The sequence below is a fragment of the Kitasatospora sp. NPDC091257 genome (assembly GCF_044757675.1).
Lineage (GTDB): Bacteria > Actinomycetota > Actinomycetes > Streptomycetales > Streptomycetaceae > Kitasatospora > Kitasatospora lactacystinica.
The window spans coordinates 1-15,652 of the sequence record NZ_JBIVVI010000056.1 but is presented as its reverse complement, the minus strand read 5'-3'; the positions used below and the strand labels follow the sequence as shown (position 1 = coordinate 15,652).

Annotated in this window: 14 protein-coding genes and 1 pseudogene; 11 read left to right on the top strand and 4 right to left on the bottom strand. The window is 72.0% G+C overall.

Annotation, left to right across the window (positions count from 1 at the left end; translation table 11 throughout):
* The 3 genes and pseudogenes from ACIQOV_RS04560 to ACIQOV_RS04550 form a co-directional block, all read left to right on the top strand.
* Window positions 1–630 (top strand): DUF4132 domain-containing protein (locus tag ACIQOV_RS04560; RefSeq protein WP_401044832.1); only part of this gene is annotated, 630 nt, incomplete at its 5' end.
* 41 nt (window positions 631–671) lie between these two features.
* On the top strand, window positions 672–851 hold the full coding sequence (locus ACIQOV_RS04555) for a hypothetical protein (RefSeq protein ID WP_401044829.1): 180 nt from the start codon (window positions 672–674) through the stop codon (window positions 849–851).
* Window positions 833–978: pseudogene (locus tag ACIQOV_RS04550) on the top strand (exodeoxyribonuclease III); the annotation flags it as partial. The gene ACIQOV_RS04555 and the pseudogene ACIQOV_RS04550, both read left to right, overlap by 19 nt.
* A gap of 407 nt (window positions 979–1,385) precedes the next feature.
* Here the strand turns inward: ACIQOV_RS04550 and ACIQOV_RS04545 are convergent.
* On the bottom strand, window positions 1,386–2,078 hold the full coding sequence (locus ACIQOV_RS04545; protein ID WP_401044827.1) for a hypothetical protein: 693 nt from the start codon (window positions 2,076–2,078) through the stop codon (window positions 1,386–1,388).
* Between the two features lie 1,500 nt (window positions 2,079–3,578).
* Here ACIQOV_RS04545 and ACIQOV_RS04540 point away from each other — a divergent pair.
* From ACIQOV_RS04540 to ACIQOV_RS04520, 5 genes are all read left to right on the top strand, one after another.
* Entirely contained in the window at window positions 3,579–4,550 is a 972-nt protein-coding gene (locus tag ACIQOV_RS04540; protein ID WP_401044824.1) for an aldo/keto reductase, read from the top strand.
* Window positions 4,551–4,566: 16 nt separating this feature from the next.
* Window positions 4,567–5,157: a hypothetical protein gene (locus tag ACIQOV_RS04535; RefSeq protein ID WP_401044821.1), complete on the top strand. Its 591-nt coding sequence runs from the start codon at window positions 4,567–4,569 to the stop codon at window positions 5,155–5,157.
* A 354-nt stretch (window positions 5,158–5,511) separates the two neighbouring features.
* On the top strand, window positions 5,512–5,595 hold the full coding sequence (locus ACIQOV_RS04530; protein ID WP_401044834.1) for a tryptorubin family RiPP precursor: 84 nt from the start codon (window positions 5,512–5,514) through the stop codon (window positions 5,593–5,595).
* 131 nt (window positions 5,596–5,726) lie between these two features.
* Window positions 5,727–6,785, top strand: a complete 1,059-nt coding sequence (locus ACIQOV_RS04525) for a cytochrome P450 (RefSeq protein ID WP_401044819.1) — start codon at window positions 5,727–5,729, stop codon at window positions 6,783–6,785.
* On the top strand, window positions 6,775–8,043 hold the full coding sequence (locus ACIQOV_RS04520) for a cytochrome P450 (RefSeq protein WP_401044816.1): 1,269 nt from the start codon (window positions 6,775–6,777) through the stop codon (window positions 8,041–8,043). Before ACIQOV_RS04525 ends, ACIQOV_RS04520 begins: the two co-directional genes overlap by 11 nt.
* Before the next feature lie 395 nt (window positions 8,044–8,438).
* On the opposite strand, the gene ACIQOV_RS04515 is transcribed toward ACIQOV_RS04520, so the two are convergent.
* The 3 genes from ACIQOV_RS04515 to ACIQOV_RS04505 form a co-directional block, all read right to left on the bottom strand.
* Entirely contained in the window at window positions 8,439–8,666 is a 228-nt protein-coding gene (locus tag ACIQOV_RS04515; protein ID WP_401044813.1) for a hypothetical protein, read from the bottom strand.
* Window positions 8,667–8,910: 244 nt separating this feature from the next.
* Window positions 8,911–9,522 carry a hypothetical protein gene (locus ACIQOV_RS04510; protein ID WP_401044811.1) on the bottom strand — a complete coding sequence of 204 codons (612 nt, stop codon included), beginning with the start codon at window positions 9,520–9,522 and terminating at the stop codon, window positions 8,911–8,913.
* A 79-nt stretch (window positions 9,523–9,601) separates the two neighbouring features.
* Window positions 9,602–9,919, bottom strand: coding sequence for a hypothetical protein (locus ACIQOV_RS04505; RefSeq protein ID WP_401044808.1), 318 nt, complete (start codon window positions 9,917–9,919; stop codon window positions 9,602–9,604).
* 389 nt (window positions 9,920–10,308) lie between these two features.
* Between ACIQOV_RS04505 and ACIQOV_RS04500 the strand changes: the two genes are divergently transcribed.
* The 3 genes from ACIQOV_RS04500 to ACIQOV_RS04490 form a co-directional block, all read left to right on the top strand.
* Window positions 10,309–11,808: an MFS transporter gene (locus tag ACIQOV_RS04500; protein ID WP_401044806.1), complete on the top strand. Its 1,500-nt coding sequence runs from the start codon at window positions 10,309–10,311 to the stop codon at window positions 11,806–11,808.
* Entirely contained in the window at window positions 11,805–12,461 is a 657-nt protein-coding gene (locus ACIQOV_RS04495; protein ID WP_401044804.1) for a helix-turn-helix domain-containing protein, read from the top strand. Before ACIQOV_RS04500 ends, ACIQOV_RS04495 begins: the two co-directional genes overlap by 4 nt.
* Before the next feature lie 177 nt (window positions 12,462–12,638).
* Window positions 12,639–15,652 (top strand): WGR domain-containing protein (locus ACIQOV_RS04490; RefSeq protein WP_401044802.1); only part of this gene is annotated, 3,014 nt, incomplete at its 3' end.

Below are 15,652 nucleotides of genomic sequence, written 5' to 3'. Positions count from 1 at the left end.
TTCGTCGGGCATCCGCTGCTGTGGCACCTGGTGCGCCGGCTGGTGTGGCTGGCCGAGGCGGACGGCGCCACGACGGCGTTCCGGGTCGCCGAGGACCGCACCCTGGCGGACGTCGCGGACGAGGTGTTCGTGCTGCCCGCCGGGGCCACCGTCCGACTGGCCCACCCGCTCCTGCTCGGCGATGGCCTCGCCGCCTGGTCGGAGCTCTTCGCCGACTACGAGATCCTGCAGCCGTTCCGTCAGCTCGGCCGCCCGGTGTACGCGCTGAGCGACGAGGAGCGGGCCGGCCACCGCCTGACCCGCTTCGAGAACGGTCCGATGCTGCCCACCACCCGGCTGGTCGGCATGGAACGGCGCGGCTGGCAGCGCGGCGAGCCCGAGGACAACGGCGTCGAGCGCTGGCTGTCCCGCCGGGTCGGGCCCGACCGCTACGTGGTCCTCGCACCGGAGGAGGGCATCGCCGTCGGCATGTTCGACTCGTACCCCGAGCAGCGCGTGGAAACGGTGTGGCTCGACAGGCGCCCGGGAGACTACTGGACCCACAACCGCACCTTCCCGACCTTCGCCGAGCTCGACCCGGCGATGGCCTCCGAGGTGATCGCCGACCTCACCGAGCTGACCACGCTGTGACCCCTCGCCACCTCACCGACGACCGCCCGGGAAAGGCCGCCGTGACCACGAACACCGCCGAGGAGGAGCTCCAGCGACCGCCCACCGAGGTCCGGTACGCGAAGGAGCTGGCCGCGCTGCGCGCCGAGGACCGCGACCACCGCCCGCCGGGCTGGAAGCTGACCCTGCGCGCGGCCCGCCGGTTCATCGTCGGCGACGAGAAGGCCGGCACATTGACCTAACCGTGTCCACCAAGACTCTTGGCGGTAAGGCCGTCGAGCCTATGTGGACCGCGCCGCCACCCGCGCCGAGCGATGGAGCGACTACGCACCAGTGACCACCATCTTCGACCTCGACCGACCCCTGTAGCACTGAAATTGCTGATCGCTGTCCAGTCCATTAGCGGGGCCACGGCTGCTGCGGTCGTCGCTCGGGGCAAGCCGTGCGACGACCGCAGCAGCCGAAATCAGTTGCCTGACTAGCATCTCGGACAGGCCAAGGCCGACAAGGGCCTCGGCACGTGGCGCCCACCGCTCCGCTTGTACGAGTGCGCGTGCTCCCGCGCCCGGACCAACATCAAGTACATCTACGGCCTCAGCACCACTGACACGGAGAGGAACGCTCTGCCCCCGATGCTCGACACCTGCGCGTGGCCGTCGATCAGGCCTGCCTGCACGTCGGACAGGCAGGCCGGAGGCGAAGGTGCCGCTGCCCGGGCGGTACCAGCGGGCGGCCATGTTGACGTCGCCGGAGGCCGGTTCGGTCCAACCACTCTGTTATCCGAGCGAGTTGGTGGCGGCGGCGCTCGCCGTGGGCTTGCCGAAGGGATCGTAGGCCGTCGAGCCGGCGACGCTCTTTCCCGAGGGGTCGATGGTGGCGACCACGTCGGCGTGCTGGTCACTGATCACCAGGCGCGGGTTGGACCTCGTGCCTGCCGCTGCCGTGCCGAGGATCCGGCCGCCGGGGGTGCGGGTGCAGCTGGCAGTGCCGTCGGTGACGACGTTGTTGGAGCCGCCGTCGTAGGTGAAGGTGGTGGTCCCTGCTTGGGCAACGCGGTCGGCCGAGTCGTAGGTGAAAGTGGACGGTCCTTCCTTGGCCATCCGGTCGAAGCCGTCGAACTGGACGTCCTTGGGCTGGGAGTCCTTGGCCGTGCTGCCCGTCAACGTGCCACGAGCCGAGTAACTGTAGGTCGTTGTGCCGTCGTTCAGCAGCTCGTCGCGCTCGTCGAAGGTGGAGGTGACACCTCCCACCGAAGTGCGGTTGCCAGCCGCGTCCCAGGTGTAAGCGGTGGCGGTGGTGCCGTTGTTCCAGCTGGTGGGGCGCCCGGCCGAGTCGTGACCGTACTGGTTGATGGCGGCCCCGGCCGTGCCGGTCGTGGCCTTCGACGCCAGCCGGTTGTTGAGGTCGTCGCCGTAGCCGATCGAGGCGACCGTCGCCCCGCTCGGGTTCTTGACCCGACGATCTCCCACTCCTTCGAGACCGCGTGCCGGGTCGCCGACTCCGCCTGCACCAGATGCGAGACCTCGCCCTCATCCCCGTGCGTGTCCGAGACACGCGAACCCCGCCCGAACCGGCACCGAAGCCGTCATGCTGCTCACAGGAGGTCCCCTACCGCCCGGGCCAGCAGACGCCCTCGAACACCCCACACTCGAACGGGTGGACCTTTGACAAAAGGCGTCTGTCCGCTCGCGCGTTGACCATCTGATGGCCGTTCACATGTGAGGCCACTCGTCAATCCACGTGGCCGCCAACGGTTCGACCCCAGCCGCACCCTGCCTCACCTTCGTCAGGCGCAGACTGACGGTTGCCGACCACGCTCCGCCGGTGACGATGGTGTACGGCCCAGACAACTGACGGGCAGGTAGAACTGCGTCCAGGAATGCCCCTCGACCTGCGGAAGCCCCAATGTGCGCCTTCTCCGAGCGGCTGCCCTGTTCGCCGGATGGCCCCTGACGCTCTGTTTCCGCCGGCTCCGGCCGGCGCGCCTTCCCGGTCGGCCGCCACCTGGCCAGCGCCCGGCTCCCGGACCTCACCCTGCCACCCCGGTGGGCCACGACCTGGGTACCCCGCTGCTCCAAGTCCTGGACGGAGGAGGGAATTCCGGACGCCACCGTGCAGGTCTCGCTCTGCGAGGAGAAGCAGTACACATCGATGACCTGGTGACCGTCCTCGACCACGATGGCGGTGCCGCAGTCCCCGCCCTGACCGGCGGCGCCCTCGATCCTCGGGCAAGGGCCGAAGCTCGTGAAACCCCCACCGCCCTCCGGACAGGGAACCCAGAAGCCGTCATCGGCCACCCGCCCGTGCCGAACGGCGCCCGTGCTCATGCCGAGCCGGCTCGCGTCCTCCCCGAGCTTCGCGGCTCAAGTCCTGAGCGGAACGGCTTCCTCATAGAACGGCTCACTGACCCGGGGCCGGAAACGCCGCGTGCGACCGGCGTCCCGGAAGCGATCACTCCGCCGCGAAGGCGGTGGAGGCCTGTGTCGAGCGCGCCGCCACCCATGCCGGGCGCTGGTCCGATCCCGCGCCCGGCCACCGCCCTGGCACGCATGGCCTTCGCATGCCGCGAGGCTGGATCGCCTTCCTACCACGGGAGATCGGGCGAAGGGACCACCCGCGCCTACAGCCTGCGACCCACGCCCCGGCCGCGACCCGCGTCGGCCCGGTAACCACCGGGGGCGGCCTCGCCGTCGAGCCGTTCGAGCGCAGAACGACGGCGCAGGCGCACACCCCGACCACGACGGAATCCGGCCGAGGCCTCGGCATGGCGCCGGACCGGAAGGTAGTATCGGTTTCCGCACTGACTGACCGTCAAGTGCACGCTATTCATCGGACATTGCTGGCGGGGGCGTCAGTCGACCCCTCAGGTGGGAGCGACGTGGGAAGTCGCGCCGAGCCGCGCCCCCCCTGTGCCCCACCCTCCGCACCGGAACCGACCACCGAATCCGGTAAGAACCAGAAAGCGTCCATTGGTTACCATCGCACATTCCGAGCTCGACGTCTTTCCACTCTGCCTCGGCGGCAGCGTCTTCGGATGGACCGTCGACGAGCGGACATCCTTCCGCGTCCTCGATGCCTACGCCGCCGCAGGCGGGAACTTCATCGACACCGCCGACTCCTATTCCCAGTGGGCCCCCGGAAACACGGGCGGGGAGTCCGAGTCCATCATCGGCAACTGGCTGGCCGCGCGCGGCCAGCGGGACCGTTTCGTCATCGCCACGAAGGTAGGCCGACTGAACGGACTGTCCGGGCTCACGGCGAAGGTCGTCCACCAGGCGGTGGAGGAATCCCTGCGCCGTCTGCGGACGGATCATATCGACCTCTACTACACGCACGCGGACGACCCGGAAACTCCCCTCGAAGAGACCCTCGCCGCACTCGACACGCTGATCACGGCAGGGAAGGTGCGCCATATCGGCGCCTCGAACATCAGCGGCCCCAGGCTGGCCGAATCCCTTGAGGTCTCGAAGCGTTCGGGGCTCGCCTCGTACGTGGCGGTCCAGCCTCCCTACAACCTCATGGAACGCGAGCCCTTCGAGAGTGGGATCGCCCCGGTCTGCGAGCGCGAGGGCGTCTCCTGCGTCCCGTACTTCGCCCTGGCGCAGGGCTTCCTGACGGGCAAGTACCGCGAAGGCGCACCCGCCGTTCCCAGCGTCCGCAGCGACGCGGCACGACCGTACGGCGAAACGCCCCGCGGCCGCACGGTGCTCCGGACGCTGGACACGATCGCCGCCGAGCACGGCACCGCCCCCGCCGCGGTGGCCCTGGCCTGGCTGAGGGCGCAGCCCCATGTCGTCGCTCCGCTCGCCAGCAGCAGGACGCCCGAGCAGCTCGCCGAACTGACCCCGGGAGCGACCCTGGAACTCTCCCCGGCCGAGGTTCACTCGCTGGATCTCGCTTCACGGACCACCGCGGCGGACCACCATGCGCATGTCGACTGAAGGAGGAGAAGCCGCCGTGAACGTCACCCCCCACACCGCCCTGATCGGATTCGACGCCCTCAAGTCGTTCATCTCGGTAGCGCGCGATGAATACGAGGCCTGTACCCCGCAGGAACCACCCTCCTGTTTCGCCCTCCTGCTCGGCACCGTCGACGACGGTGTCGCGGCCGTCACCTCGGTCCAGTTCGCGACCAACGTCCGTGCCACCGACCCGATGGCGCTCGAAGAGTTCTCGCGCTCCATAGAGCCGTGCTTCGGAAGCGCCTACCGAAACCCCCGTCGGGGATTCTGGTGCAGCTCGCAGGATCTGCTGCGTATTCACCGGCAGGCGGACCGTGACGGGGTCGAGATCCTGGGCTCCATCCATCTGCATCCCGACTGGCACCGGATCGGCCCACCCGACGAGCGAGGGCTGCGAATAAGCGAGGAGCCGACACCGATGGACCGCTACATGTTCGACAACAGTCGGTACCCGGTGAACATGATCTGCTATCTGGAATCCGGCCCACAGGGGGTTTCCGCCGCACTCGCGGCATGGGGCCCTCCTCCTGAGGACGAGGTCGCGGCGCCGTGCCCCCGCCTCCTTCTGAGGTTCAGCGTGTCCTGAGGAACGGCAGCAGCCCGGTCGGCGTGGTCGCCGTGGCCTCGTGCCCGGCGACCGGCAGGGTGACCCGCTCGTCCCGGATGAACGTGTCGTGCCAGAGCATCATGGCCCCGATCCGGAGGCCCGACACCGTACCGCCCGCTGCCTGGGGGCCAAGGCGCCCGGCACAGCGGTCACACCGCCGCAGGAGAAGAATCAGAAGATACGCTGGCAAACCCCTCACATCCCCCAGTCTCTCGGAAAGATCCGCCCACTGAGGTGAACCTGCCGGAGACCCGGCTGCGTGGATACGCCTGTAGGGCAACTGCAGAGTGGCCCTACGTTCACTCAGCCATCCGGTAATGAAAGGGAGAACCAATGATGAAGATCCTGTTCGCCATCCGTGACGCGTCCTTCGCCAAGAAGAGCCTGAAGGCCAGCGCTTGGTACGTCTGGTACTAAGCCGACTGATCGGTACCCCCGGTACCTGAACAGCTGATCCGTCCCCGCCCCTGCCCCCTCGCGGCCTCCGCCGAGAGATCGGGCCCGGGCGGGGACGGAGACCGGCCCCGGCAAAGTCTCGGAGACATCACATGGCACTCTCCCCCGCCTCCGCCCGTTCGCGAAACACCGTGCTCTCCCCCCGACTTGAGGCCCTGCTCAGGGACCATCTAGGTAAGGACGCCGTCCGGCTCGAACCCGACACGATCGGGGTCGCCGGGCCCGAGCTCACCGACCGGATCCTCGCCGCCCGGCGCGCCACCGAGATCGAACGGCCCACATTCAAACCGCTGCACGGACGTTCGATCACCCGCACCGAGGCGTCCTCGGTGACGCGGACGATCGGCAGCGACGTGCGCGAGGCGCTGAAGGCCCCGCTGCCGCAGAACATCGACCTGTCCGGTCCGTGGCCGCTCACCGGTCATCTCTTCCTGCGCGACCTCATCCTCGGTCGGGACCCGCGCCGGCTGCGAATCCTGATGAGCCGCAACCTCGAACTGACGCCGCTGCTCACCTGGTTGGTCATCTCGGTCGGCGCCGCACTGCCCGGTAGGCCCAAGCCCGGCGACGACCTCACCGAACTCGGCAAGCTCACCGCCAAGGCGGCCGACTACCAGGATCGACGGTACGCGCTGGGCATGTACCGCCGAGCCGCCGCACCCGTCTGCTTCACCATCTCCACCCTGGTCGCGAACGCGCTCTGGCTCGGCTCGCCGTTCAACGACAGCACGCCGAACCGGAACATCATCCTCGAGTCACTGCGCATGCTGCCGCCGTCGTGGAACATCCTGCGCCGCGCATCGCCCGAGTACCCCGCTCTCGATCCACGGATCGGTGCGGGCGACGACGTCCTCGTCCTGCCGCTGCTCTCACATCGCGACCCGGCGCTGTGGGAGGCCCCGGACGAGTTCCGCCCCGAGCGCTGGGACCACCTCGACCCGGACAGCACTCCCGGCTACCTGCCGTTCGGGCACTCCTCCGAACGCTGCTGGGGCCGGCACATGGTGATGCCGCTCGCCGAACTGCTGCTGGACCAGATCCGGGCAGCCGGCCTGGTCGTCGACCCCGATCAGCGGACCGCCAAGGTGCCGCTGCTCGGCCTGCTCGGCGTCAGCGAGGTCCGCGTCCTGAAGGCACGCGATGCACGCTGATCACATACACACCGAACACGGCGTTACCGAATCGGAGTTCGCCGACGGCCGGTTCTACGCCGACCCGCACACCGCGTACCGCCGCTGGCGCACCGAGGGTGGCGCCCGCAAGGTCCGGTTCGGCGGCGCGGCCGGACTCGAAGGCTGGGTCGTCACGGGCCACGCCGAGTGTCGGAGCGCCCTCGCCGACCCCCGGCTGAGCAAGAAGGCCGTCACCGAGGCGTTCGCCCAACACGTCGGGAACTCCGAGGGAGGCCCGGGCCGCGACCTGATGACGCATATGCTCAACTCCGACCCCCCGGAGCACACCCGACTTCGCAAGCTGGTCCAACAGGCTTACACCGGGCGGCAGGTGGCGACCCTACGACCGATGGTCGAGCGCCACGTCGGCGCGCTGCTGGACCAGCTGGACGGGCTCGACTCGGCCGAGCTGATCAGCGAGTTCGCGCTGCCGCTGCCACTCGCGGTGGTCTTCGAGCTGTTCGGCGCGCCGCAGGCCGAACGGGAGAACCTCCAAGTCCGGGGCAACGCGGTCGATGCCGGCTCGGACGACGACGGCGGGGCGGACGGCGACGGCGGAGCGGACGGCGAGGTCTCGGTGGAGACTGCCGAAGGCATGGCGGACTACCTGCGCGCCCTGGTCGACCACAAGCGCACCCACCCGGGCGACGACCTGATCTCCGAACTGCTCGCCGCCCAGGCGGGCGGCGACCGGCTGACCGAGGCCGAGATCACCTCGATGGCGTTCCTGCTCGCGATCGCCGGCCACCAGAGCACCGTCAACCTGATCGCGAACGGCATCCATGCGTTGCTCGGCCACACCGAACAACTCACGACGCTGCGTGCGAATCCGGAGCTGCTTCCCGGCGCGATCGAGGAAGTCCTGCGCTACGAGAGCCCGTTCAGCATCGCCTCGCTACGCCGCACGACCGAGCCGGTGACGATCGCGGGCACCACGATCCCGGCCGGCGAATTCGTCCAGATCGCGCTGCTCGCCGCCAACCGCGACCCGGCCGTCTTCGCCGACCCCGACCGCTTCGACATCACCCGCCCGGACGCCACCCGACACCTCGCGTTCGGCCACGGCATCCACCATTGCCTCGGCGCACAGCTGGGCCGGCTACAGGCCGAGGTCGCGTTCAGCGAACTGCTGCGCCGCTTCCCGGCCCTGCGCCTGGCCGAACCGGCCGCCGCCGCGCAGTGGCAGGAAAACCCAAGGCACCGGGGACTGCTCAGCCTGCGGGTGCTGCTGCACTGACGACGGCAGGCGGGTACCGCCGGAGCGCGCGGGCGCTCCGGCGCCTCGGCCGCCAGGGGCACCACGCCGGCCGAGGTCCACCTCGAAGGCCCGGGCATCCACGGCCTCACGGCCGTGCTCCTCACCTGAGCCGGCGGCGTCGGCACGTACCCCGCGCGTACCCGGCGCCGAACCGATCACGTGGGTCGCATCCCACGACGCGGACGCCACCGGCGCGTTGCTCTTCGCCGCGACCAGGATTTCGGCCGTCCCGACCCGTGCCAAGGAGCCACAGGCGTCCGACCGAGCGAAGCCCAACCAGCGGACCATGGAGCGGACGAAGGCACTGGCGGAAACCGCGAACCTGACCGCCCGTGCCCGACGCAAGGCCGCGGCGGCCGGCCGAGCCCGCTCCCTCACCCCGTCTCACCCTGCCGCCGCTGCTCGCGCTCCTTGAACCGGAGCTCCGGTTCCTCGTGCCGGCGAGCCGCGTTGCTGCCGTCCAGCTGACCGGCGAAGGCTCGGTAGGCGGCCGGCAGCAGAGCCTCGCGGTCGGCGGGCTCCGTCGAGGCGATCGCCCGGAGCGCCTCGGCGGTGCCGTCGTCCGGTCCGGTGCAGGCACGCTGTCCCCCGCCCGTGGGCAACCCCCGCCCGGCCACCCGCCACCGGTGCGCTGGAGCTGGTGCGGGCCGACGCGGCACGCGGCGCCGTGCTCGACTTCGAGCTGCTGCGCGGCTGGCGGCAGCACGGACTCGGCACACCCGCGCCACCGCCGCTCGGTGACCGCCGCAGGTACGGGAGCGCCGCCACCCGCTCGGGTCGAGCGGGGACGTGCCGGAGGCACCGCACGACGTGCGGTGCCTCCGGTGCAGCGGACGTGGCGCGGGGTCAGGCGCTGAGGAGGTAGAAGCCGCCGTGGCCGGTGCAGCCGGCCCCCCAGTAGCCGCCCGAACGGAAGCCCGGCGGGATCGGCGAGTTGGGACAGGTGACCAGGCCGGCCTTGGCGATCTGGCGGTACCAGGCACCGACCCCGTTGCAGCCGTAGACCACGCAGCCGGTCACGACGTAGCCCGAGACGATCGGGGAGCCGCCGCACGTCCAGATCCCGTCCTGGACGAGGTTGTGCCGCCACGAGCCCACACCGTTGCAGCCGAGCTTGGCGTAGTCGGTGATGACGTACCCCGAGATGATCGGGGAGCCGCCGCAGCTGTACAGGCCGTCCGCCTCCGGCTGCTGGAACCACGAGCCCCAGCCGCTGCAGCCGTCCTTGTTGTAGGCGGTGAGGACCCATCCGTTCGGGATGGCTGCTCCGGCGCAGGCCCACTGGCCGGAGCTGGTGACACTCGTGACGCCGGCCGGCTGGGCGGCCGCACTGGACGTGCCGGCGGCGGTGCCCGCGAGGACGAAGGCGGCGATGAGCGCGAGCGCGCCCAGGGTGGCGCCTGTGCCACGGCGGACGACCGCGCCGGTGAGGCGCTTCCAGAGGGGACGAGGACGCATGGTCGGTTCACTCCAGTCCTGGCGGCGGGCATGCTGGATGCCCACTGGTCAGGGGGATGGCCGAGCGGTGAATCGGGCCTCACCTTAGTGGGGAGGCGGCGTGGGTGTCCGGTGTTTGGACCGTGAAGCGGTCCGGCGGCGAGAGTGCCGCGATCGCCGGACCCGGACGGTCGGCCTCGGCGCCGTCCTGGCCGGCGTCGAGGTCGCACGCACCGGCGCGGCCGGTCGCCCCGGTCGGGACGTCGGCCGGTTCGACCGCCCTGAGATCGACCCGCGCGCCGCGCAGCACCAGCCAGGCGTGCTTGGCCTCGTGCGGCGACCGGAAGACCCTGGTCATCTCGTCGATGAGCCTGCGGGCGGCGGCGGTGAGCGTCAGGCCGGTGAGGAACACGGTCACGCCCGCCACCGGGGAGACCGGATCGACGGCCCGCTCGGGCCGCCCGCCCGCGTCGTTGCACTCCGTCCCGACGGAGGCCGACGGGCCGAACTCGCGAGGGCCAGCCCGACAGCAGCTGCTCCAGCCGGGCGGACACCTGCTCGGAGCGCGCCCCCGGCGGGCGATTCCACGATGATGACCGGCTCGCCCACTTCGCCCCCGGTCCACGGACTTCCGCGTCTCGGGTGGAATCGTCCCATGCCGAAGCATGTCATCATGTGATGACATCGCACGATGACAACGGGTGGCATCTCCCATCGGACACGGCTGGTCCCATCGGACACGGCTGGATTCCGAGGGCCTCCAACCCCCGGTTCGACCACTCGATCTCCGACGAAAAGGACACGCCGATGGAGACCCTGTCGACGCGCCGCGAACAGGCCCTGGTGCCCGTCCTGGTGTTCCTCAGCGCAGTGGTGGCGGTGATCAGCAGTCTCGGCGCGCCGATGATCCCCACCATCGCGGCCGTCGACCACGTCTCGCTCTCCGAGGCCCAGTGGTCCCTGACCATCACCATGCTGGTCGGAGCGGTCACCACCCCGGTGCTCGGTCGTCTGGGCGACGGACCGCACCGCCGTACGGTCACCCTCACCGCCGCCGCCGTGGTGGTGCTCGGCAGCGTGCTGGCCTCGCTGCCGCTCGGCTTCGGCTGGCTGGTCGCGGGGCGCGCGCTGCAGGGGGTCGGGCTCGGACTCACCCCGCTGGCCATCGCCACCGCACGGGACAACCTTCCCCCCGCGGCCTCCCGCTCGGCGGTCGCGCTCCTGTCCATCACCACCGTCGCCGGCGTCGGCCTCGGCTACCCGATCACCGGCCTGATAGCCGAATCCTTCGGCATCCACGCGGGCTTCTGGTTCGGCGCCGTGATCAGCGCCCTGGCCCTCCTGCTGGCCGCCCTGGTGCTGCCCCCGACCACGGACCGTGAGAGGCGCCCACTGGACGTGCCCGGCGCGGTGCTGCTCGGCCTGACCCTGGTCGGCCTCCTGCTCGTGCTCAGCGAGGGCGAGACCTGGGGCTGGGACAGCGCCCGGCTGCGGACGGTGGCGGTCCTCTCCCTCCTGCTGCTGGCCGGCTGGCTGTGGCACGAGCTGCGCACCGCCCACCCGCTGGTCGACCTGCGCTCGCTGCGCAATCCCGTCGTCCTGACCGCGGACGTGGCCGGGCTGGTCGCCGGCGTCGGGATGTACCTGCTGATGTCGCTGGTGATCCGCTACGTCCAGACCCCGACCGCCGCCGGCTACGGCCTCGGCGCCTCGGTCGTGGTCGCCGGCCTCGTCCTGCTGCCGTTCTCGGCGGCCAGCCTGCTGTCCAGCAAGGTGGTCCCCGGGCTCGCCCGGCGCACCTCCTCCGCCCTGGTGCTCCCGCTGGGCTGCGCGGTCTCGCTGGTGTCGGTGCTGCTCTTCCTGTCCGCCCGCGACCACCTCTGGGAACTCATGGTGGTGATGGCGATCGCCGGACTCGGTGTCGGCTGCACCTTCGCCGTCATGCCGGGGCTGATCGTCAACGCGGTGCCGGCCCACGAGGTCGGCAGTTCGGTCAGCTTCAACCAGGTGCTGCGCTACGTCGGCTACTCCACCGGCAGCGCGCTGTGCGGCGCCGTGCTCCAGGCGCACACCGCGCCGGGACGGCAGCTGCCCACCGACAGCGGCTACCGGGACGCGGCGCTGATCGGCTGCGCGGTGTGGGTGGTGATCGGCCTGGCTACGATCGTCCTGCCGCGGCTCGGTGCCGCGACCGGCTCCCGGAAGGGTGCCCGCGTGGACGAGGGGCTGATCGTGGAAGAGAGCATCGACGACATGGTTGTCGGCGGGAGCGAGGCACCCGTCCTGCGGGCCGGGGCCGAGCGGTGACCGACGCCACCCCCGAGGCCGGCGCCACTCCCGAGGCCTGCGCAGCCCCCGAGGCCGGCGGGTCCGCCGCCACGAACGGCGGCGGACCGGGGTCCGCGGCACCCCGGCGCCGCGACGCCGCCCGCAGCCGGGAACTCCTGATCCGGGCGGCGACGGAACTCTTCGCCGAGCGTGGATTCGAACGCACCACCATCCGGGAGATCGGCGACCGGGCCGGCGTCGACCCGGCGCTGATCGCCCGATACTTCGGCGGGAAGACGCAGCTCTACCTGGCCGCCGTCCAGATGGAGCTGGGCGACACGGCACCGGCCGACCTCCTGGAGGAGGACCGGCTGCGCGGCCTGCTGGAACGCTTCTCCCGGCGCGGCCCCGGCCCGACCTTCCAGGCCGCGGTGCTGCCCGGCGACAACACCGAGGTGCAGCGGGCAGCGCGCACCTACCTCCACGAGCGGCTGGTGCAGCCGCTGCAGGACCGCTTCACCGCCGAACAGGCCGACCGGCCCCGGCTGCGGGCCGAACTGGCGGCGGCGGCCTTCGCCGGGATCGTCCTGGCCCGCACGAGCGGCGCGTTCGGCGAGCTCGCCGAGGCCGACTCCGAGGACCTGCTCCCCCTCCTGCACGACCTGCTGGCCGCGAGCCGGCCCGCCCGGTAGACCGTCCGCCGCTCCGAACCTCGCCGCGGGCGGCCTGCCGGGCCGCCCTCGCCGCTCGCGCCCTGACCGCGCCGGGCGGTCCGGACCGCCGTGACAGGCGGTCCGGCGGTCGGCCTGTCGGTGGGCCTCGCTACTGTTCCTCCCCTGATCAAACGTGTCGAGGAGAGGGGCGGAGCTGTGCGGCGCTGGGAGTTCGTCGAGGGCGGCTCGGACAAGTTCTGGGAGGCCGCGGTCGACGGTGCCGCGGTGACCGTGCGCTACGGCCGATCCGGCACCGCCGGGCGGGAGCAGAGCAAGGAGTTCCCGACCGCGGAGGCCGCGCAGGCGCACTTCGCCAGGACGGTCGCCGAGAAGGAGCGCAAGGGCTACCGCGAGACCACGGCGGGCGCGGCGCCCATCCCGCCGCCCATCGCCCGGCCCGTCGCGCCGACCCCGCCGACCGCCGCCCCCGAGCCGCCGGACGCCCCGGACGGCCCGGTCGACGAGGACGCCTTCGTCCTGCCGGAGGCCTGGCGGAGGGCCCTGCTCCCCCGCCGGGGCGGCGTCTCCCGCCCGCCGGCCGCCGCGGTGAAGAACGCGGTGGACGAGTACCACGCCTCGCTGAGGCGGATGGACGACTGGCTGGAGCAGGCGCTCACCTCGGACCGCAGCGACGCGGACCTGGTGGCGGCCGCCCGCGCCCACCGATCCGGCAGCCGGAACCCGGTCGGCGCGGCGGTGCTGGCCGCGCTGTTCGCGGTCTCCGCCGACAACAAGGTCCGGACGGCCGCCGACGCCTGGGTGGCGGAGTTCGGCCTGCCGTTCGCGGCCAGGGCCACCGTCGAGCTGTTCACGGTGGCCGTCAAGACCGATGGGAACGGCTCACGCGCCCTGAACCCGCGCGTCCGACGCGCGGCCGTCCGGACGGTGGCGGCGTACCGCCCCGCCGCGGATCGTGTCCGGTCGCTGCTGGCGGCGTGCGACGAGGAGACCCACCGCACGGCGGTCGAGGCCCTGGCCGGATGCCGGACCGACCTGGCCCGCCTGGTGGCGGCGGCGTACCTGGTGCCGTCCGAGTCCGACTGGGCCGAGGAGTGCGCGACGTCGGGCGCGCGGCTGGGCTCGGCCGAGTGGTCGATGCTGCTGTGCTCGCTCTCCTCGGCCGAGCCGCTGGAGAAGCTCCCCCAGCCGCCGAGCCTGCACTGGGACGGCTGGTCCACCGAGATCATCGCGACCGTGGCGGAGGGTCTCGGGGGCGGCGCCGCGCCGCTGCTGCTGCACGCCCTGGCCAACAACCACCTCTACAGCGACAAGCAGAAGCACCTGCTGAACGCGATCGCCGAGCTTCCCTCGGACCAGGGCTTTCGGGGGCTGCTGGCCCATCAGGAGAACGGCAAGGCGGCCCGTGGAGCCCTGGTGGCGGCCATGCGCCGTTTCCCCCGGCGTGCGCTGCGCCTCCTCGCGGAGGCCGCGGCGGCGTCCGCCGATCCGGCCGCGCAGCGGCTCGCCCGTCAGCTCCTCACCGCCCACGTCGCCGCCCACCGCGCGACCGCGATCGAGCTGCTGCCGGAGCTGACGCCGGAGCAGGCGGCCGTGGTCGGGCCGCTCACCGATCTCGGCGACCGGGTGCCGGACGTCCCGACCGGTTCGCTGCCGGAGCTGTTCACCAGCCCGCCGTGGACCCGGCCGCGCTCCACGGCCAGGCCCCGCGTGCTGACCGGCCTCACCGCGCCGCAGGAGACGCGGCTGCGGTGGCTGCCGGGTGAGCGGGAGGCGTGGGCGGTCTCCGAGTCCTGGTACGCGAACTGGTCGGACGCCGACTGGCAGCGGATCGCCGGCACGATGCGGGCCGCGGACGGGCAGTCCGGCGCCGCGCGGCACCGTTCCAACCGGCACGAGGAACTGGCGCTGTTCGCCTACGGCGACGAGCAGCTGGGCCGTCCGCTGATCGCGCAGTGGCGGGGCGAGGAGTACATCTGGGACGCCACGGGCGCGCTGCGCCGGGTCGCCGCCCGCTTCGGGCCGGACGCGCTCGGGCCGATACGGGCCGCCGCGCTGCAGAACCCGGCCGCGCACGCGGCGCTGCTGCTGCCGTACCTGGACGTCCGGGTGGCCGAGACGATGGCGGACTGGCTGGTGCGTCTCAAGTCGGCCGGGGACACCGCCCGTTCCTGGTTCGCCCGGCACGGCGTGGACGCGGCCCGGCTGCTGGTTCCGGCCGCGGTCGGGAAGGCCGGAGCGGCCCGGCGCAACGCCGAGCAGGCCCTGCGGCTGATCGCTGCCGCGCACGGCGCCCCGGCGGTGCACGCGGTGGCCGGCGAGTACGGGCCGCAGGCGCAGGAGGTGGTGGGCGCACTGCTGTCGGCCGACCCGCTGGTGAACCTGCTGCCGGCGAAGCTCCCCCAGCTCGGCGACTGGGCGGAGCCGGTGATGCTGCCGCAGCTGCTGGTGCGCGGCGGCGAGGGCGCGCTGCCCGCCGAGACGGTGCGGCACGTGCTCACCATGCTCGCGCTGTCGAAGCCCGGGGCGTTCTACCCGGGCCTCGACCAGGTGGCGGAGGTGTGCGAGCCGCAGTCGCTGACGGCCTTCGGCTGGGCGGTGTTCGAGCAGTGGCGGATGGCCGGCATGCCGTCCCAGGACGGGTGGGCGCTGCACGCGCTCGGCCGGCTCGGTGACGACGGGACGGTCCGCCGGCTGACGCCGATGCTCCGCGCCTGGCCGGGCGAGGGGGCGCACCACCGCGCGGTGGACGGCCTGGAAGCGCTGGCCGCGATCGGCAGCGACGTCGCCCTCCTCCACCTGCACGGCATCGCACAGCGGGTGAAGTTCAAGGCGCTCAAGGCGCGGGCGCAGGAGAAGATCGCCGAGGTGGCGGCCGGCCTCGGCCTGTCCGGGGAGCAGCTGTCGGACCGGCTGGTGCCGGACTTCGGGCTGGACGCCGACGGGACCACCGTCGTCGACTACGGCAGCCGGACGTTCACGGTCGGCTTCGACGAGCAGCTCAAGCCGTACGTGCTGGACGCGGACGGCGCCCGTCGCAAGGATCTTCCGGTCCCGGGGGTGCGGGACGACGCCGAGCTGGCGCCGGCCGAGCGCAAGCGTTTCGCCGCGCTGAAGAAGGACGTCCGCACGGTGGCGGGGGACCAGATCCGGCGCCTGGAGGAGGCGATGGTCACCCGGCGGTCGTGGACGGCGGAGGAGTTCGATCAGCT

What these genes read in the sequence shown, in the direction of transcription:
- ACIQOV_RS04530 (WP_401044834.1), top strand. Translation starts at nt 5,512, where the DNA reads ATGATGAAGATCCTGTTCGCCATCCGTGACGCGTCCTTCGCCAAGAAG.
- ACIQOV_RS04525 (WP_401044819.1), top strand. Translation starts at nt 5,727, where the DNA reads ATGGCACTCTCCCCCGCCTCCGCCCGTTCGCGAAACACCGTGCTCTCC.
- ACIQOV_RS04520 (WP_401044816.1), top strand. Translation starts at nt 6,775, where the DNA reads ATGCACGCTGATCACATACACACCGAACACGGCGTTACCGAATCGGAG.
- ACIQOV_RS04510 (WP_401044811.1), bottom strand. Translation starts at nt 9,522, where the DNA reads ATGCGTCCTCGTCCCCTCTGGAAGCGCCTCACCGGCGCGGTCGTCCGC.
- ACIQOV_RS04500 (WP_401044806.1), top strand. Translation starts at nt 10,309, where the DNA reads ATGGAGACCCTGTCGACGCGCCGCGAACAGGCCCTGGTGCCCGTCCTG.